Origin of the sequence: Nocardia sp. NPDC057353, assembly GCF_042667085.1 — a bacterium.
Classification (GTDB): domain Bacteria; phylum Actinomycetota; class Actinomycetes; order Mycobacteriales; family Mycobacteriaceae; genus Nocardia.
The window spans coordinates 1-26981 of the sequence record NZ_JBHVAK010000061.1; the positions used below are offsets into that span (position 1 = coordinate 1).

A 26981-nucleotide genomic window follows, 5' to 3' on the forward strand; every position below is an offset into this window, starting at 1 on the left:
CGCCGGGGCCGGTGCGGCCGCGCTACTTGTTGTCGTCCGAGGGGCGGAAGGCCCTGGTGGCCTCGGCGGCCGGGTCGGCCCCCTGCTCGCCGCCGAACGGCTGCGCCTGCTGGGCCTGGCCGCCCTGCGGCTGCTGCGCGGGCTGCTGCCCCGGCTGGCCCTGCTGCCCCGGCTGCTGGCCGGTCTGCGGCTGGCCGTAGCCCTGGCCGCCGTACTGCGGCTGCTGCTGGCCACCGAAGTGCTGGGTGGCCTGGTCCGAGCCGGGGAACGAGCCCGGCTGCTGCTGCCCGCCGTACCCCGGCTGCTGCTGGCCGTACTGCTGCTGCCCGTAGGGCTGCTGCTGGCCGTAGGCGGGCTGGCTGGGCTGGCTCTGCCCGTACGGCGACTGCTGCTGCACCGGGTACTGCGCCCCGCTCTGCTGGCCGTAGGACTGCCCGAAGGCCTGGGTGGACGGGCTGCCCTGCTGCCCGTACTCGCCCTGCTGCGGCTGCTGGCCGTAGCCGCCCTGCTGACCGCCGAAGCCCTGCTGGCCGTACCCGGCCTGCTGCCCCTGCTGGCCGTAGCCGCCCTGCTGGCCGAAGTTCGGCTGGCCGTGGTTCTGCGGCCGCGCCGGACGCGGCGCGGGCGGCTTGAGGATGCCGAGCTCGAAGAGCACGGCGGCGACCGCGATCGCGGCCTGCACGAAGAGCAGCACCAGGATCACCCAGGCGCCCCACTTCAGCTCCAGCCCCTCGCCCAGGTTGAACGAGACGAAGAGCAGCGCGAGGAACGCCACCACCGAGGCGGCCGCCGCGGGCGGCAGCCAGGCCTGCTTCGGCAGCAGCGAGAAGGCCGCGAGCAGCCCGGCGAAGAGCGCGAAGCCCAGGATCGCCGCGCCGAAGGCGGTGTCGAACAGGCTGTTCGACACGTCCGACTCGATCGAGGTGTCGCCGAAGCTCACCGGCGAGGTGGTCAGGAAGGGCAGGAAGCCGAGGAGGAAGTTCAGCACGCCGAGCGCCGCGACACCCACCGTCAGCAGGAAGGGCAACCCCTTGCCCGCGACGCCGGTCGCCGAGGTGGTGGTGGCCGCACCGGTCGCGCCCGCGCCGGTGCTCGGCGTCCCCGCCTGCTGCCCGGTGCTCGGGGTGGCGGAGGGCGGCGGGACGGGGTTGTTGTACCCGGAGCCCCCGGTCGGGTAGGACATGTCGTCGTCTCCTTGTCGATGGGTCGAGCGGCGAGGGCCGGTCGAGTCGTGCACGGCTTTCGACGGGTGATTACCCCGACGCTACTGCACCGCACACCCCGGGTCATCACCAGCCGAAAACAGCGGAGGCCGGCTCCCCATCGGGAGCCGGCCTCCGGTGCCGTGCGGCGCGGATCAGGCCGTGACGGCGGCCTTCTCCAGGATTTCGCGGGCCAGCGCGGCGGTCTCGGACGGCGTCTTGCCGACCTTGACGCCCGCGGCCTCCAGCGCTTCCTTCTTGGCCGCCGCGGTGCCCGACGAACCGGAGACGATGGCGCCCGCGTGGCCCATGGTCTTGCCCTCGGGGGCGGTGAAGCCCGCGACGTAGCCGACGACCGGCTTGGTGACGTTGGCCTTGATGAAGGCCGCGGCCCGCTCCTCGGCGTCGCCGCCGATCTCGCCGATCATGACGATGAGCTCGGTCTCCGGGTCCTTCTCGAACGCCTCGATGGCGTCGATGTGGGTGGTGCCGATGACCGGGTCGCCGCCGATGCCGATGGAGGTCGAGAAGCCGAAGTCGCGCAGCTCGTACATCATCTGGTAGGTCAGCGTGCCGGACTTGGAGACCAGCCCGATCGGGCCCTTGCCGGAGATGTTGGCCGGGGTGATGCCGACCAGCGACTCGCCCGGGGTGATGATGCCGGGGCAGTTCGGGCCGATGATCCTGGTCTTGTTGCCCTTCTCCAGGTTGTAGGCCCAGGCGTAGGCGGTGTCCTGCACCGGGATGCCCTCGGTGATGACCACGAGCAGCGGGATCTCCGCGTCGATGGCCTCGATGATGGCGTCCTTGGCGAACTTCGGCGGCACGAAGGCGATCGAGACGTCGGCGCCGGTCTTCTCGATGGCCTCGGCCACCGAGCCGAACACCGGCAGCTCGACGTCGCTGCCGTCCTTGGCGACGTGCGCGACGGTGGTACCGGCCTTGCGGGCGTTGACGCCGCCGACGACCTGGGTGCCCGCCTTCAGCATCAGCGCGGTGTGCTTGGTGCCCTCACCGCCGGTGATGCCCTGGACGATGACCTTGGAGTCCTTGTTCAGGAAGATAGACATGTGCCGTAGTCCTTACTTGGCCGCTGCCAGTTCGGCCGCCTTGTCGGCGCCCTCGTCCATTGTCTGCGCCAGCGTCACCAGCGGGTGCGCGGCATCGGCGAGGATCTTGCGGCCCTCGTCCACACGGTTGCCGTCGAGCCGGACCACCAGCGGCTTGGTGGCCGCGTCGCCCAGGATCTCCAGCGCCTTCACGATGCCGTTGGCCACGGCGTCACAGGCGGTGATGCCGCCGAACACGTTGACGAACACGCTCTTGACCTGCGAGTCGCCCAGGATGACGTCGAGCCCGGCCGCCATCACCTCGGCCGAGGCGCCGCCACCGATGTCGAGGAAGTTGGCCGGCTTGACGCCGTCGTGCGCCTCGCCCGCGTAGGCGACGACGTCGAGGGTGGACATGACCAGCCCCGCGCCGTTGCCGATGATCCCGACCTCGCCGTCCAGCTTGACGTAGTTGAGGTCGTTCTCCTTGGCCTTCAGCTCCAGCGGGTCGGTCGCGTCGCGGTCGGCGAAGGCATCGTGGTCGGCGTGCCGGAACGAGGCGTTCTCGTCCAGGGTGACCTTGCCGTCCAGCGCCAGGATCTCGTCCTGCGGGGTGCGGACCAGCGGGTTGACCTCGACCAGGGTGGCGTCCTCGGCGATGAACACCTCCCAGAGCTTCTGGATGGTGACGGCCGCGGCGTCCAGCACCTCGGCGGGCAGGTGGCCCTGCTCGGCGATGGAGCGGGCGAAGGCCAGGTCGACGCCCTTGACGGCGTCAACGGAGATCCGGGCCAGCCGGTCCGGCTTGGTCTCGGCGACCTCTTCGATCTCCATGCCGCCCTCGACCGAGCACATGGCCAGGTAGTTGCGGTTGGCGCGGTCGAGCAGGAAGGAGATGTAGTACTCCTCCGCGATGTCCTTCGCCTCGGCGACCAGAACCTTCTTGGTGATGTGGCCCTTGATGTCGAGGCCGAGGATGTTCTGGGCGTGGGTGAACGCGTCGTCCGGGGTGGCGGCGTACTTGACGCCACCGGCCTTGCCGCGGCCACCGACCTTCACCTGGGACTTGATCATCACCGGCTTGCCGATTTCTTCGGCGATGGCGCGCGCGTCCTCGGCCGTGTCCGTGACGCGGCCCTCCGACGAAGGCACTCCGTGCTTAACGAAGAGCTCCTTCGCCTGGTATTCGAAGAGATCCATGTACTCACCGTCTCGTCTGCGTTGTGATGACAACGTCTTTGTTGGCGGCCCGACGTCGGAAGCGGGTCGGCTCGGACTCTAATCAGCCGCGCGTGACGCGAATCGACCGCGTACCCCTCCAGTGGCGCAGGTCACGGGGGTGCGGCGGGAGCCGCAAAAGCCCCGGTCAACGCTACTGGCGAGTAGGGAGCCAGGTGGGACGCCCCGGCACCGGGGACGACGCGGAGCGCACCGCCCGCGGGTCGCGTACCCTCACTCCGGTGCCCGCCGGACTGTGCGTCGTTACCGTCTCGTGCGGTGATCAATCTCACATGCTTGGACAGAATGGGCCGAGCGCTTGAAGCCTTGCAATCGTTTCGTTACCGTTGTGCGGTCGATGTCACAGCAAGGTCACGACACGTGCCAGGTCACGAGGAGGACGGCAAGCTTGTCACAGCACACCACTCCGCAGGTGCACTGCCGCTCTCTCCCTGACCGGGTGCCCGGTACCAGGACGATCTACACCTCCATGCTTCTCTCTGCCTCCGGCCGGTCCGTCCGATGACCGACGCGCTCTCCTTCGACGCCTTCGCGGGCGCCCGCCGCCGCCAGGTCGGCTCGCTGCACCGCTACCGGAACGACGAACCCGCGGCCACAGTGCTCCCCTTCCGGCCCGCCGCCCCCGAGGCGCAGACCGGCCACTGCCTGCCGCACGACGGCACCCCCGGCCACTGGCCCGGCACCGACGGCCGCCCGGCAGGCTCCCGCGATCACGACGCGAGCTGGACCGACGCGCAGGCCTGGGGCCAGAACTCCGCGTGGGACGACGGCGGCGCGCCCGCCGCGGCCTGGGGCGCCGAGCAGGCATGGAACGACAGCCCCGCCTGGGGCGCCGAGCAGGCCTGGGGCGGGTCCCCCGCCTGGGGTGCCGAGCAGGCGTGGGGCGAGCAGCCGACGCAGGAATGGCGCGACGGCGCCGCCTTCCAGTCCGAGCAGGGCTGGGACAGCGGCTACGACGACCAGCAGTGGGGCGCCGACCAGGCGTGGAACTCCGAGCCGGAGTGGGGCGCGGAGCAGAGCTGGACCCCGGACGAGCGCGCCGACGCCGACGCCGCGGCGGCCACCGAGGACGAGGCGGGGCCGCGGCCGCGCTACATCGGCTCGCGCGCGGGCCACAAGGCGGGCACCGGCGCCCACCGCCTGCCCGCCCCTCCCGGATCGCTCAAGGGCAGGGCCGCGGTCGTCGCCGTCGCCGCGGGCGCGGTCGTCGCCGCGGGCCAGGCCGCGATGGCCAGCCCAGGCCAGTCCTCCCAGGCGGTGGATTACGAGGCCGCCGGGCAGGTGCACGAGATCGCCGCGCAGTCCATGAGCGTCGCGGATCCCTCCGCCGCCTCGCCGGAATCGCCGCAGATGCTGAACATCGCCGCGCCGATCGAGCTGAACCAGTTCAGCGACATCCTGCAGAAGGGCGCCAAGTACGCGGAGGAGCTGGCCGCCGCCGAATCCGCCAAGTACCGGCCGCTCTTCGCCAAGTTCACCTCCGGCACCTACACCTCCGGCTACGGCGCCCGCTGGGGCGTCCAGCACCTCGGCCTCGATATCGCCGGGCCGATCGGCACCCCGATCTACGCGGTCGCCGACGGCACCGTGATCGAGTCCGGCCCCGCCTCCGGCTTCGGCATGTGGGTCCGGCTGCTGCACGACGACGGCACCGTCACCGTGTACGGCCACATCGACACCGCGACGGTCTCGCAGGGCGAGCGGGTGCTGGCGGGCGACCAGATCGCCACCATGGGCAACCGCGGCTTCTCCACCGGCCCGCACGTGCACTTCGAGGTCTGGCTGAACGGCTCGAACAAGATCGACCCGCAGCCCTGGCTGGCCACCCGCGGCATCAGCCTCGGCCCGATGGGCGACTAAGTTCTGTCACGCGAGGTAGGCCGCGGGCATCCGCGGCTCGGATGCCTACTTCCGTGGGGCGCTCAGGCGGCCGCCACGATCGCGAGGCCGAAGAGCGCGACCAGCTTGGCCACCTCGGCCCCGATGTACCAGTAGTGCGCGTGCGAGCGCGGTAGCTCCTCGCCCGCGAGCACTCGATCCGAGCGGCGGCTCAGCGGCGGCCGGATCACCAGGACCTGGATCGCCAGCAGCGCGACCGCGCCGCCGAGCCACGCCCACACCGCCGCCCCCGGCCCGAGCACGGCGGCGGCGATCAGCAGCAGCGCCGCCACGACCAGCTGCACCCGCTCCAGCGCCGCGAAGACCACCCGGCCGATGCCGAGGCCGAGCACCGTGGTGACGCCGGGCGCCCGGAACTTCAGCGGCGCCTCCAGGAACGAGATGGCGAGCACCATGCCCGCCCAAAGCATCGGCGCGAACCAGAGCACGTGCTGCGCGACGGCGTCCACGGTCAGAGCTTCATCAGGGTCCGGCTGAACTGCGGGATGAGCCGGATGGTGCCCGCGGTGCCGAAGTCGATGGTCACCGTCGCCAGCGGCCCGACGCCGTCCGCGGCCACCACCCGGCCGAGGCCGTACTTGTCGTCGGTCACCCGGTCGCCCACCGCGAGCACCAGGTCGGTGTTGTTCCGCTTGGCCCCGCCCGGCGCGGGCCTGCGCTGCCCGCCGCGCACGCCGGGCCGCTCGTCCCAGCCGCTGCCGCGGGTCCAGTCCCTGGTCAGCCCCTCATCGTCGGTGGCGCCGCGCCTGCGACCGTGCCCGGCGGAGCGGTCCACCGGCGCCAGCCTGCGCCAGTCGATGAGGTGCTGCGGGATCTCCTGCAGGAAGCGGGATTCCGGGTTGCTCACCGGCTGACCCCAGCCCGAGCGCACCACCGCGCGGGAGAGGTAGAGCCGCTGCCTGGCCCTGGTGATCCCGACGTAGGCCAGCCGGCGCTCCTCGGCCAGCTCGGTCGGGTCGCCGAGCGCCCGCATGTGCGGGAACTGCCCGTCCTCCCAGCCGGTCACGAAGACCACCGGGAACTCCAGCCCCTTGGCGGTGTGCAGGGTCATCATGGTCACCACGCCGGTGCCCTCGTCCGGGATCTGGTCGGTGTCGGCGACCAGCGAGACCCGCTCCAGGAAGGCGGCGAGCGAACCGGGGTCCGGCTCCCCCTCCTCCGACTCCGGCACCAGCCCCTCGGCGGCCGCCGCCTCGGCATTGTTGTGCGCCTCGGAGCTGAACTCCCTGGCCACGCTGACCAGCTCGTTCAGGTTGTCCAGGCGGGCGCCGTCCTGCGGGTCGTCGGATGCCTCCAGCTCGGCGCGGTAGCCGGTGCGGTCCAGCACCGCGTCGACCACGGTGCCGACGTCGAAGTAGGCGGCGTCCGGCTGGGCGCCGAGCGCGCGCACCTCGTCCAGCAGGTCGAGGAAGCCCGCGATGGCGCGCTGGGCCCTGGTGTTCAGCAGCGCGACCTTGCCGTCGGCCGCGTCCCGCAGCGCCGCGCCGAAGCCGAGCCCGCGCTGCTCGGCGTGCACCGCCACGCAGGCCTCCGCCCGGTCGCCGATGCCGCGCCGCGGGGTGTTCAGGATGCGGCGCATGCTCACCGCGTCCTCCGGGTTCTCCAGCACCCGGAGGTAGGCGACGATGTCGCGCACCTCCTTGCGCTCGTAGAACCGGACGCCGCCGACCACCTTGTACGGCAGCCCCATGCGGATGAAGATCTCCTCCAGGGCGCGGGAGTTGTTGTTGGTGCGGTAGAAGACCGCGACGTCGCCGTAGTTGGCGTCGCCGGTGTCGACCAGCCGGTCGATCTCCTTGGCGACGAACGAGGCCTCGTCGTGCTCGTTGTCGGCGACGTAGCCGACGATCAGGTCGCCCTCGCCGGAGTCGGTCCAGAGCCGCTTCTCGCGCCGGTTCTCGTTGCGCGCGATCACCGCGTTGGCGGCGGAGAGGATGTGCTGGGTGGAGCGGTAGTTCTGCTCCAGCAGGATGGTCTCGGCGTCCGGGAAGTCGCGCTCGAACTCCTCGATATTGCGGATGGTGGCGCCGCGGAAGGCGTAGATGGACTGGTCCGCGTCGCCGACCACGCAGAGCTCGCTCGGCGGCACCTCGCCGTGCAGCTCGCGCCCGTCCTCGCCGCGCTCCGGCGCAGGCACCGCGTGCCCGACCAGCTCGCGCACCAGCACGTACTGCGCGTGGTTGGTGTCCTGGTACTCGTCGACCAGGATGTGCCGGAAGCGGCGGCGGTAGTACTCGGCGACCTCGGGGTGGTTCTGCAGGATGGCGACGGTCTCGCCGATCAGGTCGTCGAAGTCGAGCGCGTTCGCCGCGCGCAGCCTGCGCTGGTACTCGGTGTAGACCTTGGCGACCAGGGTGGGCAGCTCGGATTCGTCCGACTCCGCGTCCGCCACCGCCTGGGCCGGGCCGATCAGCTCGTTCTTCAGGTTCGAGATGGCGGTGGCGAGCAGCCGGGCCGAGTACTTCTTGACGTCGATCTCCAGGTCCCGGCTGATCATGGTGAGCAGCCTGCGCGAATCGTCCGCGTCGTAGATGGAGAAGTTCGAGTTCATGCCGGGCAGCAGCGCGGCCTGCATGCGCAGGATCCGCACGCAGCTGGAGTGGAAGGTGGAGACCCACATGCTCTGCGCCCGCGGGCCGACCAGCCCGGCCACCCGCTCGCGCATCTCGGCGGCGGCCTTGTTGGTGAAGGTGATGGCGAGGATCTGCCCGGTGTGCGCGCCGCGGGCAGCGAGCAGGTAGGCGATCCGGCGGGTGAGCACGGCGGTCTTGCCGGACCCCGCGCCCGCCACGATGAGCAGCGGCGGCCCCGAGTGCACGACGGCGGCGCGCTGCTGCGGGTTCAACCCCTCGAGCAGGTGCTGCGCCTCGTCCGCGCGCTTGCGCTCGCGATCGACCCGCAACCGCTCGCGCTCGTCCTGGCTGAGCGGGGCCTGCGCCGTGAGCGCGACCCGCTTCACCGGAGCCGGAGCCGTTCGAGTGCTGTCCGTTTCGCCGTGCGTCACCGTGATGTCCATTGCCCATCCACGCTACCGGCGCGCACCGACAGAACCGAGCCCGGACCGGGGGCGGTCGCGGGCCGGGGACCGTGGCGGAGCCGGTGTGGCAGACTGGGCGCGTGATCAGCAACCCGCCCCGCAGCCCGGAGCTCCGGTTGTCCGCGGGCCACCCGTTCCGCGGATCCTGATCCACGTGTGACCGTGCGGGGGGAGAATCAAGGTCCACCAGGTCTGTTTCAGAGTGAAAGAACCGATCGGTAACGACCAGGGGATGACGACCGATCCACGTTCTGACACGAGGAGATGAATGATGAGCACCCCTGCCACCACCGCCGGGTCGAATTCCGCGCCGTCCCCCGGGTCGGATGCCGCGCTCCCGCAGAGCGAGGCCGAGATCGAGAAGCTCCGCAAGGAGATCGACCGGCTGGACGCGGACATCCTCGCCGCGATCAAGCGGCGCAGCGAGATCTCCCGCGTGATCGGCCGGACCCGGATGGCCTCCGGCGGTCCGCGGCTGGTGCACAGCCGGGAGATGAAGGTGCTCGAGCGCTTCAGTGAGCTGGGGCAGGAGGGGCACACCCTCGCCATGCTGCTGCTGCGCCTCGGCCGCGGGCGCCTCGGGCACTAGGCACCGCGACCCTCGTCCCCCAGCCGCCCCGATCTCTCCGACCGGGGCGGCTTTCGCGCATCAGGTGAGCGCGATGTACTTCGTGGAGAGGTACTCCTCGATGCCCTCGCTCCCACCTTCGCGCCCGAACCCCGACGCCTTGACCCCGCCGAACGGCGCGGCGGTATCGGAGATCACGCCCCGGTTGATCCCGACCATCCCGCTCTCCAGCCCCTCCGCGATCCGCAGCGCGCGGTCCAGATCCCGGGTGTAGACGTAGGCGACCAGCCCGTACTCGGTGTCGTTGGCGGCGGCCAGCCCCTCCTCCTCGGTGTCGAAGGTGACCACCGGCGCCACCGGCCCGAAGACCTCCTCGCGCAGGATGCGGGCGTCCGCGGGCAGCTCGGCGAGCACCGTGGCGGGGTAGTACCAGCCGGTCCCCTCCGGCCGCTCGCCGCCGATCCTGACCTTCGCGCCCTTGGCGACCGCGTCCTCGACCAGCTCGGCGACGATATCCAGCTGGTCCGCGCTGACCAGCGGGCCGAGCGTGGTCTCCGGGTCGGTGCCCGGCCCGAGTACCACCGACTTCATCGCCTCGGCGAACTTGGCGGTGAACTCCTCCGCCACCCCGGCCTGCACGTGGAAGCGGTTGGCGGCGGTGCACGCCTCGCCGCCGTTGCGCAGCTTGGCCTGCATGGCGCCCTGCACCGCGGCGTCGATGTCGGCGTCGTCGAAGACCACGAACGGGGCATTGCCGCCCAGCTCCATCGAGGTGCGCAGGAGCAGCGGCGCGGCCTGCTCGACCAGCTTGCGCCCCACCTCGGTGGAGCCGGTGAAGGTCAGCTTGCGCAGCCGGGAGTCCTCCAGCAGCGGCTTGGTGACGGCGGCCGAGCGGCTGGACGGGATCACCGAGAGCACCCCGTCCGGCAGCCCCGCCTCGCTGCACAGCTTGGCCAGCAGCAGCATGGTGAGCGGGGTCGCCGAGGCGGGTTTGACCAGCATGGTGCAGCCCGCCGCCAGCGCGGGGCCGATCTTGCGGGTGCCCATGGCGAGCGGGAAGTTCCACGGCGTGATCGCCAGGCATGGCCCGACCGGCTGCTTGTGCACCAGGATCCGGCCGGTGCCGAGCGGCGAGTGCTGGTAGCGGCCGTGCACCCGCACCGCCTCCTCGGCGAACCAGCGGAAGAACTCGGCGCCGTAGCGCACCTCGTTGCGGCTCTCCGGCAGCGCCTTGCCCATCTCCAGCGTCATGAGCAGCGCGAACTCCTCGCTGCGCGCGGTGATCGCGTCGAAGACGGTGCGCAGGATCTCGCCGCGCTCGCGGGACGGGGTCGCGGCCCACTCCGCCTGCACCGCGACCGCGGCGTCCAGCGCCTTGACGGCGTCGCGCGGGCCCGCGTCGGCGATCTCCAGCAGGGTGTCGCCGGTCGCCGGGTTGTGCACCGCGAAGGTGCCGCCCTCCACCGGGTCGGCGGGGCCGCCGATCCACAGCGACGTCGGGACGGATTCGAGAACTTCGAGTTCGGAGGCCATGTCGCCAGCCTAGGTGGTGGTCGAGTGCGCCGGTCCTGGTCTCAGAGCCTGCCGCGCAGGAGCAGGTTCCAGTAGACCCGCGGCAGCGCGTAGCGGTCGAAGGCCCAGGCGCTGCGGCGGGGTTTCAGCGGGTCGAGGAAGGAGGGCAGTGCCGAGGACAGGGCGCCGCTCCGGTCGAATTCGGCGGCGATCAGCCGGTGCGCGTCGGTGGTGACCGGGGCGACGGTGTAGCCGTCGTAGTCGCGGAGCGCGTTCCCGGCGCGGGCGGCGACGACGTTGTCGGCGAGCACCGCGATCTGGCGGCGCAGGGCGCCGCCGGAGGGGTCGGTGGCGACCGCGGCGGCGTCGCCCGCCGCCCAGACGTCGGCGAAGGCGCGGTGGCGCAGCGTCCCGGGGTCGATGTCGGCGAGGCCGTGCGGTGCGGCACCGAGCCCGGAGTCCTCGACCCACCGCGGGGCGCGGAACGGGGGAACCAGGTGCAGGAGGTCGTAGGGCAGCCGCTCCTCGCCTGCGGTGACGGCCCTGTCGGCGGGGTGCAGTGCGGTGACCGCGGTGTCGTGCCGCACCCGGACGCTCAGGGCGGCGAGTTCGGACCGCAGCGCGGCGTCCAGCTTCGGCACGCCGATCAGGTCGGGGCGGTCGACGACCAGCGTGAGGTCGATGGTGTCCAGGATGCCGCGCCGCCGCCAGTGCGCCGCGGCCAGGAACAGCGGCTTGATCGTCGTTCCGGTGCAGCTCACCGGCGGTCTCGGCACCGTGAAGACCACCCGGCTCCCGGGTTCCAGGCTGCGCACGAGTTCCCAGGTCCTCGCGGCCCGGTCGAGGTAGTTGCTGGTCACCCCCGGGGCGTCGAGCGCCGCGGCGATTCCGGGCAGCGCATCGGTGTCGGGGACCAGCCCGGGGGCGACGACGAGATCGCGGTACCCGACGACCGCACCGGATTCGCAGCGCACCCGGCGCTCCGCGGGCTCGACCGCGACCACCGCGTCGCGGATCCAGCTCGCACCGGCGGGCGTGACCGAGCGCTGGGTCCGCTCCGCATCCTTCAGGCTCGCCTGGCCGCCGCCGACGTAGGACAGCAGGGGCCGGTAGGTGTGCACGGCATCGGGCTCGATGACGGCGACGTCCTCGATCCCCAGCCGGATCAACCGGGCGGCCGCGCTGATGCCCGCGTTGCCGCCGCCGATGATCACCACGTCGAAGCGCCGCTCGGGGCTGATGGCCGTCACCGCCCGTAGCTACCCGGGTCTCCGGCCTCGAAACGACGCCACGGGTGGGCGGGCCCGCTCCCGGCGGACGGGACCGACCCTCCGGGGCTCAGGCACGACCTTCGATGTACCACGCGGGCGGCGCAGCCCCGCTGTAATGTCGGTGGGCGTGAGCAGCGACATCACCGCGTCGGCGGCATGGCGGAAACTGCACGATCACCACGGGGGCATCGGGGGGACCCACCTGCGCGAGTTCTTCGCCGAGGATCCCGAGCGCGGGCGCGAGCTCGTCGTCCAGGTCGGCGACCTGCGCATCGACTACAGCAAGCACCGGGTGCGCCGCGAAACCCTCGCGCTGCTAACCGAATTGGCGCGCGAGGCGGAGGTCGAGGCGCACCGGGACGCCATGTTCCGCGGCGACCACATCAACACCAGCGAGGACCGCGCGGTCGGGCACACCGCGCTGCGCGCCCCCGCGGGCGAGCCGCTCACCATCGACGGCGCCGACGCAGGCGCCGAGGTGCACGACGTGCTGCGCCGGATGGGCGAGTTCACCGACGCGGTGCGCTCCGGCGAGTGGCGCGGCGCCACCGGCGAGCGCATCACCACCGTGGTGAACATCGGCATCGGCGGCTCCGACCTGGGCCCGGTCATGGTGCACCGGGCACTGCGGCACTACGCCGACGCCGGGATCGACGCCCGCTTCGTCTCCAATGTGGACCCCGCCGACCTGGTCGCGAAACTGACCGGGCTGAACCCCGCGCACACGCTCTTCGTCATCGCCTCCAAGACCTTCTCCACCCTGGAGACGCTGACCAACGCCACCGCCGCCCGCCGCTGGCTCACCGCCGCGCTCGGCGAGGACGCGGTGGCCACGCACTTCGTCGCGGTCTCCACCAATGCCGAGCGGGTGGCCGAGTTCGGCATCGACACCGCGAACATGTTCGGCTTCTGGGACTGGGTCGGCGGGCGCTACTCGGTGGATTCGGCCATCGGGCTCTCCGTCATGGCGACCGTCGGCAAGGAGCGGTTCGCCGAGTTCCTGGCCGGCATGCACGCCGTCGACCGGCACTTCGCCACCGCGCCGCTGGAGCAGAACGCGCCGGTGCTGCTCGGGCTGCTCGGCGTCTGGTACTCGAACTTCTTCGGCGCGGAATCCCGTGCGGTGCTGCCGTACTCGAACGACCTCGACCGCTTCCCGGCCTACCTGCAGCAGCTCACCATGGAGTCGAACGGCAAGTCGGTGCGCGCCGACGGCACCCCCGTGCGCACCTCCACCGGCGAGATCTTCTGGGGCGAGCCGGGCACCAACGGCCAGCACGCCTTCTACCAGCTGCTGCACCAGGGCACCCGGCTGGTGCCCGCCGACTTCATCGGCTTCGCCACGCCCACCGACGACCTGCCGACCAGGGACGGCACCGGCAGCATGCACGACCTGCTGATGAGCAACCTCTTCGCGCAGACGAAGGTGCTGGCCTTCGGCAAGACCGCCGCGGAGATCGCCGCCGAGGGCACCGACCCCGCGCTGGTCCCGCACAAGGTCATGCCGGGCAACCGGCCCACCACCACGATCCTGGCGCCGAAGCTCACCCCGGCGGTAGTCGGTCAGCTGATCGCGCTGTACGAGCACATCGTCTTCGTGGAGGGCGTGATCTGGGGGATCGACAGCTTCGACCAGTGGGGCGTCGAGCTCGGCAAGCAGCAGGCGCTCGCGCTGGAGCCGCTGCTCACCGCCGCCGAGGAGCCGGAGCCGCAGGACGACTCCTCCACCGACGCGCTCATTCGCTGGTACCGCGCAGCCCGCGGGTGATCGTCCCGGTGGCGACGGCGAGCAGCACGCCGACCACCACCAGGTCGAACACGATCTGCAGCATGGTGACGATGCGCGCCGCCTGCCCGGTGGCGCGCACGTCGCCGTAGCCGACGGTGCCCAGCGTGACGATGGTGTAGTACAGCGCGTCGGTGCGCGTCTCCAACCCGTCGAACTGCGCGGGGTCGTTCCGCGCCAGCAGGTAGTAGGTGAGCGCGAAGAAGATGATCGTCACGGTGAGCAGCAGCAGGATCCCGTCCACCTGCCTGCCCGCTCGCAGCGGCGCCGCGGTCAGCCTGCGGACGTGCCGGTCGATGAGCTGAGCCAGGCCCGCGAAGCCGATCAGGAACGCGACGGCGCCGAGGACGCGGTCGCCGAAGTTCAGGTTCAGCGGGATGCCGTAGTAGATGAGCAGGGCGCAGAGGACCGCGATGCCGTTGCGGAGCAGGCGGAGGCCGTGCGAGTCGGGCGAGCGCATCGACTCATCATCAGACGGACCCGGGGTCGGCGGCGGGATCCACGCCGGGTGCACGGAGCACGAGATCGGCGCGGTCGCGGGTGCTCGCGATCAGCTCCGCATTGCGCAGATCGCTGTCGTGCACCTTCCTGCGCGCCGCCTCCGCCGTTCGCCCGCCCCGCCGGTGCCGCGCGATGAGCCGTTCGGCGAGGAGGTCGCGGGGGGCGTCGAGGTACCAGACCTCGTCGAGGAGCGGGCGGACCTCCGGCCAGGTCAGGAGGTAGTTTCCCTCCACCAGCGCGATGCGCTGGGTGGTGAAGGTGACGCCTGCCGGGGTCGGCTCGTCGGTGCGGCGGTCGAAAGTGGGCCAGGGGACGGTCTTCGCGCTGCGCAGGGCGCGCAGATTCGCCACGAAACCGGTGACGTCGAAGGTGTCGGGCTCGCCCTTCCGCTCCCGCGCCCCGCGCTGGTCCAGGATCGCGTTGGGCAGGTGGTACCCGTCCATCGGCGCGATCTCCGCATCCGGCGCGAGGGCCGCGCGGAGCGCCGCGGCCAGCGTCGACTTGCCGGTGCCTGGCGGGCCGGTGATGCCGAGCAGGAAGCGGGGGTGTGCCGTTCCGGCACGGGTTTGCACCCGCCCGGCGAGTTCCGCCAGCACCGGGTCGGAGATACTCAGCGCTTCGCTCGCGCCGCGCCCGGAAAACGTTGCAGAAATTCCTCGAGTTCATCATCGTCGAGCTCTGCGGAGGAACTCGCCCATGGAATCGAAGACGGGTCACCCGACTGCGGGAGGCCACCGTCTCGATGAAACTCCGCCAACGCTGCATCTATCGTGTTCTCGATGAACCTGTCCGGGTCCACTCCGTCGCGCACGCGGGAAACGCAGCATATTTCCAGCACCTTCCGATGTGCGGGTAGGTCGCTCGTGCTGAGTTCCTCGTTGTATTGCAGCCATTGCGCGACCAGCCTGAAAGAATCGAACCAATCCTCGCGAATGGAGAAGTACATGGGCTCGTCGCCAATTTCGAGGGCCATGCGTTTGGCGTAGATCGCGGACAGCCGGACCGCATCGTCCATCGACCCGTAGATGTACAGGCTTCCCCGAAACATGGTCATGGAACGATATATACACGGGGAGCTGAACTACCGACAACTGTCGACTCCACCACACGGGGCCCCGATGAACCGGGTTGCCTCGCGGCCCGTCTTCCGGGGCCGGGATACTGACTCTGCCTACCGCTCCGGCATTCGCAACGCCGGCGAGCACAGGAGTAGGAGCAGTGCTCGATGTCGAATTCGACTTCGCAAAGCCGAAGAAGAACGTCACCGTGAAGTGCTATCTGATGAATTTGCAGAACGAAGCGACGGGTGAGGTGATCTACGGCACGGGCAAGAATAAGGCGGAGGCTCAGGCCGATGCCAATACCAAAGTGCCGCGGGGCCACAAGCTGAAGCACTGCGACATCGTGCGCTGATTCGGTTCATCGCCCCGGGACAGATCCCGGGGCGATGAACCCCCGCGTCAACTCACGAATGCCCGCTCGACAATGGATTGCGTGTCCACCCCGACCGGGAGGGTGCCGAAGGCGATACCCCAGTCACCGCTGAGCCGGGTGGCGCAGAAGGCGTCGGCGACGGCGGAGTGGCCGTGCCTGACCAGCTGGGCGCCCTGCAGGACCAGGGCCATGAGCTCGATGACGCGGCGGGCGCGGTACTCGATGTCGGCGAGGTCGGTGAGTTCCTTGCCGACGCGGTCGATGGCGTCGTCCAGCCGCGGGTCGGCGCCGCGGGCGAGCGAGACCTCGGCGAAGTACGCCTCGACCGACTCCGGCTGCCGCGCCATGGCGCGCAGCGCGTCGAGCGCGGCCACATTGCCGGACCCCTCCCAGATCGACATGAGCGGCGCCTCGCGGTAGAGCCGCGGCATCCCGGACTCCTCCGCGTACCCGTTGCCGCCAAGGCACTCCAGCGCCTCGGCGGCGTGCGCGGGGGCGCGCTTGCAGACCCAGTACTTGGTGATGGCGAGCGCGATCCGGCGCAGCGCGGCCTCGGCGGGGTCGGCGCCCGCCCGGTCGGTGGCGCCCGCCAGCCGCATCATGACGGTGGTGGCGGCATCGGACTCGATCACCAGGTCGGCGAGGACGTTCCGCATGGCGGGGTGGTCGATCAGCGGCTTGCCGAAGGTCTGCCGGTGCCTGGCGTGGTGCACGGCGTGCACGACGCCGACCCGCATGCCGGTGGCCGAGCCGATCACGCAGTCCAGCCTGGTCATGTTGACCATCTCGATGATGGTCTTGACGCCCGCGCCCTCGGCGCCGACCAGCCAGCCGGTGGCGTTCTCGTACTCGATCTCCGAGGAGGCGTTGGACTTGTTGCCGAGCTTGTCCTTGAGTCGCTGGATCCGGATCGGGTTGCGGGTGCCGTCCGGGAGCACCCTGGGCAGCAGGAAGCAGGAGAGCCCGCCCGGCGCCTGGGCCAGGGTGAGGAACATGTCCGACATGGGCGCCGAGGTGAACCACTTGTGCCCGACGATCCGGTATGCGCCGTCCGGCTGCGGGGTGGCGGTGGTGGTGTTGGCGCGCACGTCCGAGCCGCCCTGCTTCTCGGTCATGGACATCCCCGCGATCAGCCCGGCCTTGCCTGACGGCTCGCGCAGCCCGAAGTCGTACTCCCGGGAGCCGAGCAGCGGCTCGTAGCGGGCGGCGAGCTCGGGGTTGTGCCGGAGCGCGGGGATCACGGCGTAGGTCATGGAGATCGGGCACATGTGCCCGGCGTCGGCGCTGCCCCAGGTGTAGAACTTGGCGGCCCTGGCGACGTGCGCGCCCGGCCGGTCGTCCAGCCACGGCGAGCCGTGCAGCCCGTGCTCGACCGCGACCGCCATGAGCCGGTGCCAGGCCGGGTGGAACTCGACCTCGTCGATCCGGTTGCCGTAGCGGTCGTGGGTGCGCAGCACCGGCGGGTACTCGTTGGCGAGCCGCCCCCACTCCTGGGCCTCGGCGCCGCCCGCGCGCAGCCCGAGCGCGCGGAGCTCGGGCTCGGCCCAGCCGCCGCCCTCCCGGTGCAACCCCTCCAGCAGGGCGGGGTTGCGGGAGAAGTCGAACGGGAGGACGTCGGGCACCTGGTTGAAGACGTCGTGGGTGTGCATGGTCGCTCCTCTCAGCGGAGGCCGAGCGCGCGGAGCGCGAAGGCCACCAGGTCGTCGATGACGGCAGCGTCGGCGGGTTCGGCGGCGAGCGGGCCGACCAGCACCTCGCCGATCGCGCCGACGAGCGCGGCCGCCGTCACCGCTGGCCGCTGCGGCGGCAGTTCGCCGCGGGCGATGCCCGCCGCGACCGCGCCCTCGAAGGTCTCGGCGAAGGCGCGCCGGAAGTGCAGCCGCTCGGCGTCGACGGCGGCGTCCACCGGCTCGGCGAGCAGCACGTAGGCCAGCTTGGGGTTGCGCAGGGCGCGGCCCGCGAAGGTGCGGACGGCGGCCGAGACGCGCTCCTCCGCCGCGAGGTCGGCATCGGCGGCCGCCCGGACCGCCGCCACCTCGTGCGTCACCACCTCGACGAAGACGGCGCGCACCAGCTCGGCCTTGCCCGCGTAGTGCTTGTAGACGGTGCCGGTGGCGATCTCGGCCTCGGCGGCCACCGCGGCCATCGAGAGCCCGGCGAAGCCGTCCCTGGCCAGCACCCGCCCCGCGGCCTGGGTGATCAGCCCGGCCTTGGCATCGAGCCTGGCCTGCACGGCCGGTGTCCTGCGGTACGCCACGCAAGAAGTGAATCATCCGTTCACTTCTTCGCGCAAGGGGTAGGGTACGAGCCGTGAACGCTGTGCGGGTAGAACGCTCCGGCCCCGTGACCACGGTGATCCTGGATCGCCCCGAGGCGCGCAATGCGGTGGACGGCCCCACCGCCGCCGCGCTGAGCGGCGCCTTCCGCGCGTTCGACGCGGACCCAGAGGCGGCCGTCGCGGTGCTCTGGGGAGCGGGCGGGACCTTCTGCGCGGGCGCCGACCTGAAGGGGCTCGGCACCGAGCGCTCGAACGTCGTCACCGAGGACGGCGACGGCCCGATGGGGCCGACCCGGATGGTGCTGAGCAAGCCGGTGATCGCCGCCGTGTCGGGGTACGCGGTGGCGGGCGGGCTGGAGCTGGCGCTCTGGTGCGACCTGCGAATCGCCGAGGAGGACAGCACCTTCGGGGTCTTCTGCAGGCGCTGGGGGGTGCCGCTGATCGACGGCGGCACGGTGCGGCTGCCGCGGATCGTCGGGCAGGGGCGGGCCATGGAGCTGATCCTGACCGGGCGGGCGGTGGACGCCGCCGAGGCGCTCGCCATCGGGCTGGCGAACCGGGTGGTGCCCGCCGGGCAGGCGCGGGCCGCCGCGGAGGAGCTCGCCGGGGAGCTGGCCGGGTTGCCGCAGGCCTGCCTGCGCTCGGACCGCATGTCGGTGCTGGAGCAGGAGGGGCTGGACGAACCCGCCGCGCTGCGCGCCGAATACCACCACGGGCTGCGGGCGCTGGCGGGCGGCGCGCTGGCGGGCGCGCAGCGGTTCGCCTCCGGGGCGGGCAGGCACGGGGAGGCCGCCTCGTCGTGACCGCACGGCTGAGCGTCGTCGACGAGATCTTTCTGCGGACCCATCGCGGGCTGGGGACGCCGATCGCGCTGCAGGGGGTCTGGCGGACCGCCGAGCGGGTGCCGGTCGGGGTGCTGTGGGCGCTGCGCGAGGGGTTGCGGACCGGGGAGCTCGGACGGCGGGTCCGGGCGGGGCGGGTGCCGGGGGCGCGGCGGGGGTGGGTGCGCAATGTGCGGGGGCTGCCGCTGGTGCTCTACGGGGTGCTTCCGGTTGCCGGGCTGCTGGATTGGGCGGATGCGCGGGGCGGTGAGCTGGACCCGTCGCTCGGCCCCGGCTGGCGGCTGGCGTACGCGCCGCTCGCCGACGGCGGCGCGGTGGTGTCGCTGACCTGCTCGCACGCGCTCGCCGACGGGCGGGCGCTGGTGCTGGCGGCGGATCGCGCGCTGCGCGGGGTCGCGGGCGAGGTGGAGGTGCTTCCGCTCGACCCGCGGGGCGACTGGGCGGACGCTCGGCGGCAGTGGGGTGTGGTGCTCAGGGGAACCGGCCGGGCGTGGTGGAACACCGTGCGCACCGAGGTTCCCCGGGGCGCACGGCGGGTCGTCGAGGCGAGGGGCTCCGCGCTCCGGGCGAGCGGGGCCGTTCCGCCCGCTGCCCACGCGCGACCGCGCTCCGCGGCGACGCAGCCCGGCACCGAATCTCCGCGAGCCGGGGGCCGGGCGGCGCTTCCGACCGCGGACGAACTCGGCGCGAGCCGCCCGCACCCCGCCGAGAACGCGCTCCCGGCGGACCGTCGCGCACCACGGCTCCGCACCTCGCGGGGGCGCACCGGCACCGTCACCCTGGTCGCCCAATCCCCGGTCCACACCTGGGATTCCATCGCCACGAACGCGGGCGCCACCCCCAACAGCCTGTTCGTCGCGCTGATCGCGCACACCCTCTGGGAACTCGGCTACCGGCCCGACGAACTCACCGCGAGCCTCCCGGTCGACACCCGCGCCGAGCCCCGGGTGGACAACGACCTCGCCGTGACCGCCCTCCGCATCACCCGCACCGACACGCCGAAGGACCTGCGCGAGAAGGCCCGCGCCGCCTACGAGTACCGAATGACCAGCCCGGCGGGCATTCCCGAGGAGATCCTCCAGGTCATCCCGGACCGCTGGGCGCACGCCCTCGCCGCGGGTGCGGGCGAGCGCGACATCCTGTGCTCGAACATCGGCCCGCTCCCCGGCTCCATCGGCGCGCTCGGCCCGAGCCGCTGCACCGGCATGGCCGCCCGCGCCATCCACCCCGGGCTGCGCCCGGACCGGCTGCCGCGCACCCGGCTCTCCGGCTACCTCTGCCACCTGCACGGCGAGTACACCCTGGCGCTGGTGTGTCTGGAGCCCGAGCGCAGCCGCGCCGACCTCCGCGCGGCGCTGCTGCGCGCCGCCGAACGGTTCGGGCTGCCGCTCACACCGTGGTGACGGCGACCCGGCCGAGCACCGAATCCGGCACCGCGACCCCGGGTTCCAGGTCGGCCGAGGAGACCGGCGGGTCGAAGACTTGGCGCACGGGCAGCACCCCGGCCCAGACCCCGCCTGCCGCGATGTCGGCGGCGTCGTCGACCGGGTCGCCGGTGCGCACCTTGACCGAGGCCTCGGTGAGGTCGAGCGCGAGGACCAGGGTGGCGGCCAGCTCCTTCGAGTTGGGCGGGCGCACCCGCTCCCACGAGCCGGGCGCGGTGTGCTCCACGATCACCCGCAGCGCGTGCAGCCGCTCCGCGGTGTCGGTGAGCCGCTCCGGTCTGCCGTGGATCACCGCGGAGCGGAAGTTCATCGAGAAGTGCATGGCCGAGCGGGCGTAGACGATGCCGTCCACCTGGGTGACGCTCACGCAGACGTCGCCGGTGAGCGCGGCGCGCATGTTCCCGGCGCCGGTGGAGCCGTGCAGGTAGAGGATGTCGCCTGCGCGGCCGTAGACGGTCGGCACCACCAGTGGGGCGCCGCCGAGGACGGTGCCGAGGTGGCAGAGCGCGCCCGCGTCGAGCAGGGCGTCGAGTTCGGCGCGGTCGGTGCGGCCGCGCTCCCGGCTGCGGGTGAGCCGGGTGCGCGGGGTCGGGGCGAGCGGGGCACGTTCGGTCATGGATCCAGCGTGCGGGTACGAGTGGCATTATCGAAGGGCCAATTCCCGAGCAGTTCGGAAGACCACTTCGGTGGGTCCGCGCGGGCTCCGGCCGCGCTGCGGCCCCGGACGATCGAAGCAGGAGCGCACCGCATGACCACGCCCGCCGACGACCTGCCGCTCACCCTCGACCGGGCGAGCGCGGTCCCGCTCGCGGTGCAGGTGGCCGACGGCCTGCGCGGGGCGGCCGGTTCCGGGGTGCTGCGCCGGGGCGACCGGCTGCCCTCGTCCCGCGCGCTCGCGGCCCGGCTCGGGGTGAGCCGCACGGTGGTCGCCGCGGCGTACGACCGGTTGCACGCCGAGGGCTGGCTCGGCGGGCGGCAGGGGTCGGGCACCTACCTGCTGGCCGCGCCGGCCGCGGCGCCCGCGGCGCAGGCACCGCTGCCTTCCGAGGCCGAGCCCGGCGAGCTCATCGACCTCGCGCCCGGCGCGCCCTGCACCGCGGTCATCGACCGGGCGGCCTGGCGCCGGGCCTGGCGCGCCGCCGCCGACCGGCCGCCCGCCACCCGGCGCGACCGGGCGGGCGAGCCCGCCTACCGCGCCGCCGTCGCCGAGCACCTGCTGCGCCACCGCGGGCTGGCCGCGGGCCCCGAGGTCGCCGTGCTCGCCACCACCGGGACCGGTGCGGCGGTCGCCGAGATCGCCGCGGCGGTGCTGCCGCCCGGCTCGGCGGTGGCCGTCGAGGACCCCGGGTACCAGCGCGCGGTCGGCGGGTTCCTGGCGGCCGGGCTGCGGGTGCTCCCGGTGCCGGTGGACGGCGGCGGGCTGCGCGTCGAGCTGATCCCGGACGGCGTCGCCGCGGTCTACTGCACCCCCGCGCACCAGTTCCCGCTGGGTAGCCGGATGAGCGCCGAGCGCAGGGCGCGGTTGATCGACCTGGCCCGCGAGCGCCGGTTCCTGGTCCTCGAGGACGACTATGACGGCGAGCTCCGCTACGACACCGCCCCGCTGCCGCTGCTCGCCGCGCTCGCCCCGGATGTGGTGGTGCACCTCGGCACCACCAGCAAGATCCTCTCCCCCACGCTCGGCGCGGGCTGGCTGGTCGCCGCGCCCGAGGTGGCGGCGGCGGTGCTCGCGCACCGCGACCGCACCGGCACCGCGCCCTCCCCCGCCGGGCAGCTCGTGCTGGCCGCGCTCGCCGCGCACGGCGACCTCGCGGGCCACCTGCGCAGGCTGCGCCGGGTGATGCCCGCCCGCCGAGCGCTGCTGCTGGCCCACCTCACCGGGCTCGATGTGCTCGGCGACGCGGCGGGCTCGCACCTCGTCGTCCCGCTGCCGGACGCCGCCGCCGAGGCCGCCGCGGTGGCCGCGGCCCGCGCCCGCGGCGTGCTCTTCGACGGCCTGGCCAGGCACCACCTCGGCGCGCGGCGGCACTTCGGGGTCGCGCTCGGCTACTCGGCGGCGAGCGAACCGGAGCTCGCCGCCGCCGCTCGGATAGCGGGCGAGTGCCTGCGGCGGTCGTAGCATGGGCGATATGAGCGAACAGGACCTCCTGGCCCGTATCCGTGAACTGGTCGACCGCGAGCACGAGCTCCGCGCGCAGGCCGTGAACCGGGAGATCGACCCGGAGACCGAGCGCCGCAAGCTCGCCGAGCTCGAGGTCACCCTCGACCAGTGCTGGGACCTGCTGCGCCAGCGCCGGGCCCGGCTGGACGCGGGCGAATCGCCCGACGAGGCCGGGGTGAACCCGCCCGGCCAGGTCGAGAACTACCTCCAGTAGCCGTGACCGAGGAATTCGACGTCATCGTCATCGGCGCCGGACCGGCGGGCGAGAACGCCGCCGCCTACGCCATCGCGGGCAGCGACCGCACCGCCGCGCTGGTCGAGCGCGAGCTGGTCGGCGGCGAGTGCTCCTACTGGGCCTGCATCCCGAGCAAGGCGCTGCTCCGCCCCGGGCACGTGCTGGCCGCCGCGCGGGCCATGCCCGGCGTCACCGCCGACGGCCTCGACGTGGCCGCGGTGCTGGCCCGCCGCGACTCCTTCACGCACCGCGACGACACCGGCCACGACGACTGCTCCCAGGTCGACTGGGCCGAGGACAACCGGATCATGGTGGTTCGCGGGCACGGCCGGCTCGCGGGTGAGCGCGCCGTCGAGGTGGGCGGCCGAACGCTGCGGGCCAGGCACGCCGTCGTGATCGCAACCGGCACCACTGCCGCCGTCCCCGACGTGCCCGGGCTGCGCGCGGCGCTGCCGTGGACCTCGCGCGACGCCACCGCGGTCACCGAGGTCCCCGGCCACATCGCGATCATCGGCGGCGGCGTCGTCGCCTGCGAGGCCGCCACCTGGCTGGCCGCGCTCGGCGCGCGGGTCACCCTGCTGGTGCGCGGGCAGGCGCTGCTCGCCGGTAACGAGCCATTCGCGGGCGAGCGGGTCGCGGCAGCGCTCACCGCGACCGGGCGGGTCGAGATCCGCTTCGGCGCGCAGCCGGAGCAGGTGCGGCGCCCGGATGCCGCCGACACCGGCGAGGGCCGGATCCACGGCGGCCGGGTCACCGTCGAGCTGCGCGGCGGCGGGGCCGTCGAGGCCGACGAGATCCTGGTGGCCGCGGGCCGCACCCCGCACACCGGCGACCTCGGGCTGGAGACGGTCGGGCTGGAGCCGGGGTACCTCGCCGTGGACGACCACCTCGCCGTCGACCAGGTGCCCGGCGACTGGCTGTACGCGGTCGGCGACGTCAACCACCGGGTCGCGCTCACGCACATGGGCAAGTACCAGGCCAGGGTCGCGGGCGACGTGATCGCCGCGCGCGCCGAGGGCCGCCCGCTGGACGATGCCCGCTACACCGCGCTCGCCGACCACGACCTGGCGCCGCAGGTGGTCTACACCGCGCCGGAGGTGGCCGCGGTCGGGCTCACCGAGGCCGCGGCCAGGGAGCGCGGGCTCACCGTCTCCGCGGTCGAGCTGGACATCGCGGTGGCGGGGTCCGCGCTGGCCAGGGACGACTACGCCGGGCACGCCAAGCTGGTGATCGACGACACCACCGACACCCTGGTCGGCGCCACCTTCGTCGGCCCCGACGTCGGCGAGCAGCTGCACGCCGCCACCATCGCGGTGGTCGGCCGGGTGCCGCTGGCCACGCTGTGGCACGCGGTTCCGGCGTTCCCTGCGGTCAGCGAGTTCTGGCTGCGGTTGCTGGAGGCGCGGCGGTAACCGTGGCACTCGGTGCCGACGGGGGTGCCGGTACCGCCGGTTCCGGTTACCCCTGTCGGCAAGCGCTCGCGCTGGATACCATCGGGGCATGGTGGCAACGACAGACATCACGATCGCCGACGGCATCGTCCGCGGTCGTCGCGGTCGTCGCGTACTGCGCTGGCGATCCATTCCGTACGCGGCCCCGCCCACCGGCGACCAGCGCTTCCGCGCCCCGCAGCCGGTGCAGCCGTGGTCCGGCGTCCGGGACGCGACCGAGTTCGGCAACGCGGCCATGCAGCACCGCCAGGGTGCGCGGATCGGGCCGCGCGGATACCAGCCGACCAGCGAGGATTCACTGACACTCAATGTCACGGCCCCGGCGCGGAGCTCGGCGTCGCCGCGGCCGGTGCTGGTCTTCATCCACGGCGGCGGGTACCTCTTCGGCACCTCGGCGCTCGGGCTGTACTCCGGGGCCAGGCTGGCTCAGCGCGGCGACGCCATCGTGGTCTCGCTGAACTACCGGCTCGGCGTCTTCGGCTACGTGGACTTCAGCGAGTACAGCAGCGAGAGCCGCGCCTACGAGAGCAACCTCGGGCTGCGCGACCAGGTCGCCGCGCTGCGCTGGGTGCGCGACAATATCGCCGCCTTCGGCGGTGACCCGGGCAATGTCACGATTTTCGGCGAATCCGCGGGCGCGCACGCGGTGCTCGCGCTGCTCAGCACCCCGGAGGCGGGTGGGCTGTTCCACCGCGCCATCGCGCAGAGCCCGCCCGCCGACTGGGCGATGACCGCCGACGACGCGCGCACCTTCGCCCGCCGCTGCCTGGACGAGCTCGGCATCGCCCCGGAGGCGGCGAACCGGGCGCTCGGCACCGTCGACGCGCACGACCTGCGCAAGGCCTTCAACCGGGTCGCGCGCCGGGTGGTGCACGAGCGGCGCGGCCTCTTCCCCACCGCCCCCGTCGTCGACGGCGAGTACCTGCCGCTGCCGCCGGTGCAGGCCATCGAGGAGGGCAGCGCGCACCGGGTGCCGCTGATCGTCGGCACCAACCGGGACGAGGGCACGCTCTTCGCCAAGTTCGCCGACGAGCTGCCGACCACCCCGGACCGGCTGCGCTCCGCGCTGGAGTCGGTCGGCGCCGACCAGGAGCGGATCGCCGCCGCCTACCCCGGCTTCGCGGACAACCCGCGGGTCGCGGTCAGGGCAGGCGGCGACTACGTCTTCTGGCGGCCGTCGCTGCGGGTGATGGCCGGGCACAGCAGGCACGCCCCCACCTACGCCTACCGCTACGACTTCGCGCCGCGCGCGCTGCACCTCGCCGGGCTCGGCGCCACTCATGCCTCGGACCTGATCCCGGTCTTCGGCGGCGGCGAGGGCCCGCTCGGCCAGGCCATCACCGCGGCGGGCGGCGGGCGCGGGCTGCGCGCCGTCACCAGGCAGTTCCAGGACAACTGGGTGGAGTTCGCGCGCACCGGGCGGCCGCTGCCCTCCTGGCCGCGCTACACCGAGGAGCGGCGCAGCACCCTGATCATCGACGACCCGACCAGGGTCGAGCACGACCCGGAGCCGACCAAGCGGCTGGCCTGGCAGGGCGTCGGGGTGCCGAGCCTCACTTGAGCAGCCGGGACATCCGGCGGTCGGCCAGCGTCCGGCCGCCGGTCTGGCAGGTGGGGCAGTACTGGAACGAGCGGTCCACGTAGGACACCTCGCGCACGGTGTCGCCGCAGACCGGGCAGGGTTCGCCGGTGCGGGCATGCACCCGCATGCCGGAGCGCTTCTCGCCCTTCAGCCGGGCGGCATCCTGCCCGACCGAGCGCTGCACCGCGTCGGTGAGCACCGCGCGCATCGCCGCGTACAGCTCGCCCGTCTTCGCCTCCGAGAGCGTCTTGGTGTTGGCGAACGGCGAGACCTTGGCGGTGTGCAGGATCTCGTCCGAGTAGGCGTTGCCGATGCCCGCCAGCAGCGTCTGGTCCACGATCGCGGTCTTGATCCGCTGCGAGGTGCCGTGCAGGATCGCGCCGAACTCCGCCTCGGTGAGCGCGAGCGCGTCCGGGCCCAGCCTGGCGATGCCGGGCACCTGCCGAGGATCGTCCACCACGTACACCGCGAGCCGCTTCTTGGTGCCCGCCTCGGTGAGGTCGAAGGCGGGGGTCGCGCCCGCCGGGGTGAAGAAGTGCACCCGCAGCGCCAGCGGCCCCTTCCCCGGCTTCGGCGGGGTCGGGGACGGCTCGTCGATCCAGCGCAGCCAGCCGCCGCGGGACAGGTGCGTCAGCAGCCACAGCCCCCCGCACTCCAGCCCCAGGAACTTCCCGAACCGCCCCGCCCCGGTGACATCGCGCCCGGACAGCGCGGTGATCGGCGGCTCGAAGGTCTTCACCGCGCTCAGCGCCGCCACATCGATCCGGCCGACGACCGCGCCGGTCGCGTGCTCCCGCAGGAACTGCGCCAGCGCCTCGATCTCCGGGAGTTCGGGCACGGGGGTCAGGTTACCGGCGGGGGGCGACAGGTGCGGGGATCAACTCGGCACTGTGAGCTGCCAGACGTGGCCGTCGGGGTCGGCGAAGGTGGCGGTGAAGCCCCAGGGCTGGGGGGCGGGGTCGGAGATGACGGTGGCGCCTGCCGCGCGGGCGCGGTCGACGACGGCGATGACATCGGCTTCGGTGGGGAAGGCCAGGCCGAGGAGGCATTCGTTGGTGCCGGGGGTGGCGGGGGCCCGGTCGCCGAGGACCCAGCCGAAGCCGCCGGCGGGGACGAGCATGAGGGTGGTGCGGGCGTCGAGGCGGTACCGCAGCGGTTCGGGGACGCCGTCGTCGGCGAGCTCGCCGAAGGGTTCGATGCCGAGGGCACCGCGGTAGAAGGCGACGGCGCGGCGGCGGTCCTCGGTGGGCAGCGCGATGACCAACGGGGGCACCTGGGCGGCGCGGCGGAGCAGGTAGACGTCCATGATCCAGCCCTTGGCGGCGCGCAGCTCGGCGCGGGGGGGGGGGGCGCGCCGCCCCCCCCCCCCGGGGGGCGGCCGTCCCGGTGGGGGGGGGCGCCCAACCCCTCCCGGGGGGGGGGGGTGCGCCGGGCCCGGGGGGGTGGGGGTGGGGGGGCCCCCCCCCCACTTCCCCCACCTGACTGGTGA

The 26981-nt window shown here is 72.9% G+C and carries 24 protein-coding genes and 1 pseudogene; 10 read left to right on the plus strand and 15 right to left on the minus strand.

The features are described 5' to 3' along the window. Nucleotides 1-22: 22 nt before the first annotated feature. From ACFUUZ_RS25820 to sucC, 3 genes are all read right to left on the minus strand, one after another. Entirely contained in the window at nt 23-1183 is a 1161-nt protein-coding gene (locus ACFUUZ_RS25820) for a DUF5336 domain-containing protein (protein ID WP_378700508.1), read from the minus strand. Between the two features lie 174 nt (nt 1184-1357). Next, the gene (gene sucD / locus ACFUUZ_RS25825; protein ID WP_067653234.1) at nt 1358-2272 is read right to left on the minus strand and encodes a succinate--CoA ligase subunit alpha; all 915 of its coding nucleotides are present in this window, start codon (nt 2270-2272) and stop codon (nt 1358-1360) included. Nucleotides 2273-2284: 12 nt separating this feature from the next. Next, a complete protein-coding gene (sucC, locus tag ACFUUZ_RS25830) occupies nt 2285-3451 on the minus strand; it encodes an ADP-forming succinate--CoA ligase subunit beta (RefSeq protein WP_378700510.1) in 1167 nt (388 codons plus the stop codon). Nucleotides 3452-4618: 1167 nt separating this feature from the next. Here sucC and ACFUUZ_RS25835 point away from each other — a divergent pair. Beyond that, nucleotides 4619-5350 (plus strand): annotated as a pseudogene (locus ACFUUZ_RS25835) (M23 family metallopeptidase); the annotation flags it as partial. Nucleotides 5351-5412: 62 nt separating this feature from the next. On the opposite strand, the gene ACFUUZ_RS25840 reads toward ACFUUZ_RS25835, so the two are convergent. Both ACFUUZ_RS25840 and ACFUUZ_RS25845 read right to left on the minus strand, forming a co-directional pair. Next, entirely contained in the window at nt 5413-5838 is a 426-nt protein-coding gene (locus ACFUUZ_RS25840) for a hypothetical protein (RefSeq protein WP_378700512.1), read from the minus strand. 2 nt (nt 5839-5840) lie between these two features. Then, nucleotides 5841-8405 carry a UvrD-helicase domain-containing protein gene (locus ACFUUZ_RS25845; RefSeq protein WP_378700514.1) on the minus strand — a complete coding sequence of 855 codons (2565 nt, stop codon included), beginning with the start codon at nt 8403-8405 and terminating at the stop codon, nt 5841-5843. 292 nt (nt 8406-8697) lie between these two features. Here ACFUUZ_RS25845 and ACFUUZ_RS25850 point away from each other — a divergent pair, with 292 nt between their 5' ends. Beyond that, nucleotides 8698-9015: a chorismate mutase gene (locus ACFUUZ_RS25850; protein WP_378700516.1), complete on the plus strand. Its 318-nt coding sequence runs from the start codon at nt 8698-8700 to the stop codon at nt 9013-9015. Nucleotides 9016-9075: 60 nt separating this feature from the next. Here the strand turns inward: ACFUUZ_RS25850 and ACFUUZ_RS25855 are convergent, their stop codons facing one another. Together ACFUUZ_RS25855 and ACFUUZ_RS25860 are read right to left on the minus strand one after the other, a co-directional pair. Further along, entirely contained in the window at nt 9076-10527 is a 1452-nt protein-coding gene (locus tag ACFUUZ_RS25855) for an NAD-dependent succinate-semialdehyde dehydrogenase (RefSeq protein ID WP_378700519.1), read from the minus strand. Between the two features lie 41 nt (nt 10528-10568). Further along, the gene (locus ACFUUZ_RS25860; RefSeq protein ID WP_378700521.1) at nt 10569-11756 is read right to left on the minus strand and encodes an NAD(P)/FAD-dependent oxidoreductase; all 1188 of its coding nucleotides are present in this window, start codon (nt 11754-11756) and stop codon (nt 10569-10571) included. 148 nt (nt 11757-11904) lie between these two features. Between ACFUUZ_RS25860 and pgi the strand changes: the two genes are divergently transcribed. After that, nucleotides 11905-13545, plus strand: a complete 1641-nt coding sequence (gene pgi, locus ACFUUZ_RS25865) for a glucose-6-phosphate isomerase (protein WP_378700523.1) — start codon at nt 11905-11907, stop codon at nt 13543-13545. On the opposite strand, the gene ACFUUZ_RS25870 is transcribed toward pgi, so the two are convergent. Genes ACFUUZ_RS25870 through ACFUUZ_RS25880 form a run of 3 tightly spaced genes read right to left on the minus strand, consistent with a single transcriptional unit; the run spans nt 13514 to nt 15118 of the window. Then, complete coding sequence (locus tag ACFUUZ_RS25870) at nt 13514-14023, minus strand: potassium channel family protein (protein ID WP_378700525.1); 510 nt, start codon at nt 14021-14023, stop codon at nt 13514-13516. The two genes, pgi and ACFUUZ_RS25870, sit on opposite strands and share 32 nt — an antisense overlap. Nucleotides 14024-14033: 10 nt before the next feature. Further along, complete coding sequence (locus ACFUUZ_RS25875) at nt 14034-14660, minus strand: nucleoside/nucleotide kinase family protein (RefSeq protein ID WP_378700527.1); 627 nt, start codon at nt 14658-14660, stop codon at nt 14034-14036. Between the two features lie 14 nt (nt 14661-14674). After that, a complete protein-coding gene (locus tag ACFUUZ_RS25880; RefSeq protein ID WP_378700529.1) occupies nt 14675-15118 on the minus strand; it encodes a hypothetical protein in 444 nt (147 codons plus the stop codon). A gap of 164 nt (nt 15119-15282) precedes the next feature. Here ACFUUZ_RS25880 and ACFUUZ_RS25885 point away from each other — a divergent pair, with 164 nt between their 5' ends. Further along, nucleotides 15283-15477: a hypothetical protein gene (locus ACFUUZ_RS25885; protein ID WP_378700531.1), complete on the plus strand. Its 195-nt coding sequence runs from the start codon at nt 15283-15285 to the stop codon at nt 15475-15477. A gap of 47 nt (nt 15478-15524) precedes the next feature. On the opposite strand, the gene ACFUUZ_RS25890 is transcribed toward ACFUUZ_RS25885, so the two are convergent. Next, nucleotides 15525-17147, minus strand: a complete 1623-nt coding sequence (locus tag ACFUUZ_RS25890) for an acyl-CoA dehydrogenase family protein (RefSeq protein WP_378700533.1) — start codon at nt 17145-17147, stop codon at nt 15525-15527. A gap of 11 nt (nt 17148-17158) precedes the next feature. Continuing rightward, nucleotides 17159-17755: a TetR/AcrR family transcriptional regulator gene (locus tag ACFUUZ_RS25895; protein ID WP_378700535.1), complete on the minus strand. Its 597-nt coding sequence runs from the start codon at nt 17753-17755 to the stop codon at nt 17159-17161. Between the two features lie 62 nt (nt 17756-17817). On the opposite strand from ACFUUZ_RS25895, the gene ACFUUZ_RS25900 reads away from it, so the two are divergent. Beyond that, complete coding sequence (locus tag ACFUUZ_RS25900; RefSeq protein WP_378700576.1) at nt 17818-18579, plus strand: crotonase/enoyl-CoA hydratase family protein; 762 nt, start codon at nt 17818-17820, stop codon at nt 18577-18579. Continuing rightward, nucleotides 18576-20021: a hypothetical protein gene (locus ACFUUZ_RS25905; protein ID WP_378700536.1), complete on the plus strand. Its 1446-nt coding sequence runs from the start codon at nt 18576-18578 to the stop codon at nt 20019-20021. Before ACFUUZ_RS25900 ends, ACFUUZ_RS25905 begins: the two co-directional genes overlap by 4 nt. Here ACFUUZ_RS25905 and ACFUUZ_RS25910 read toward each other — a convergent pair. Further along, the gene (locus tag ACFUUZ_RS25910) at nt 20008-20679 is read right to left on the minus strand and encodes a pyridoxamine 5'-phosphate oxidase family protein (RefSeq protein ID WP_378700538.1); all 672 of its coding nucleotides are present in this window, start codon (nt 20677-20679) and stop codon (nt 20008-20010) included. The two genes, ACFUUZ_RS25905 and ACFUUZ_RS25910, sit on opposite strands and share 14 nt — an antisense overlap. A 132-nt stretch (nt 20680-20811) precedes the next feature. Here ACFUUZ_RS25910 and ACFUUZ_RS25915 point away from each other — a divergent pair, with 132 nt between their 5' ends. The 4 genes from ACFUUZ_RS25915 (at nt 20812) to ACFUUZ_RS25930 (ending at nt 25471) form a co-directional block, all read left to right on the plus strand. Continuing rightward, complete coding sequence (locus tag ACFUUZ_RS25915; protein WP_378700540.1) at nt 20812-22182, plus strand: PLP-dependent aminotransferase family protein; 1371 nt, start codon at nt 20812-20814, stop codon at nt 22180-22182. Nucleotides 22183-22192: 10 nt separating this feature from the next. Next, nucleotides 22193-22438: a DUF2630 family protein gene (locus ACFUUZ_RS25920; protein WP_378700542.1), complete on the plus strand. Its 246-nt coding sequence runs from the start codon at nt 22193-22195 to the stop codon at nt 22436-22438. Nucleotides 22439-22440: 2 nt separating this feature from the next. After that, nucleotides 22441-23871 (plus strand): dihydrolipoyl dehydrogenase family protein, encoded by a 1431-nt coding sequence (locus ACFUUZ_RS25925; RefSeq protein WP_378700544.1) that lies wholly within the window; start codon nt 22441-22443, stop codon nt 23869-23871. 88 nt (nt 23872-23959) lie between these two features. Beyond that, nucleotides 23960-25471 (plus strand): carboxylesterase/lipase family protein, encoded by a 1512-nt coding sequence (locus tag ACFUUZ_RS25930; protein ID WP_378700546.1) that lies wholly within the window; start codon nt 23960-23962, stop codon nt 25469-25471. Here the strand turns inward: ACFUUZ_RS25930 and ACFUUZ_RS25935 are convergent. Together ACFUUZ_RS25935 and ACFUUZ_RS25940 are read right to left on the minus strand one after the other, a co-directional pair. Further along, nucleotides 25464-26330, minus strand: a complete 867-nt coding sequence (locus tag ACFUUZ_RS25935; RefSeq protein ID WP_378700549.1) for an Fpg/Nei family DNA glycosylase — start codon at nt 26328-26330, stop codon at nt 25464-25466. The genes ACFUUZ_RS25930 and ACFUUZ_RS25935 overlap by 8 nt on opposite strands. A 39-nt stretch (nt 26331-26369) precedes the next feature. Further along, the gene (locus ACFUUZ_RS25940; protein ID WP_378700551.1) at nt 26370-26798 is read right to left on the minus strand and encodes a VOC family protein; all 429 of its coding nucleotides are present in this window, start codon (nt 26796-26798) and stop codon (nt 26370-26372) included. Between the last annotated feature and the right edge of the window lie 183 nt (nt 26799-26981).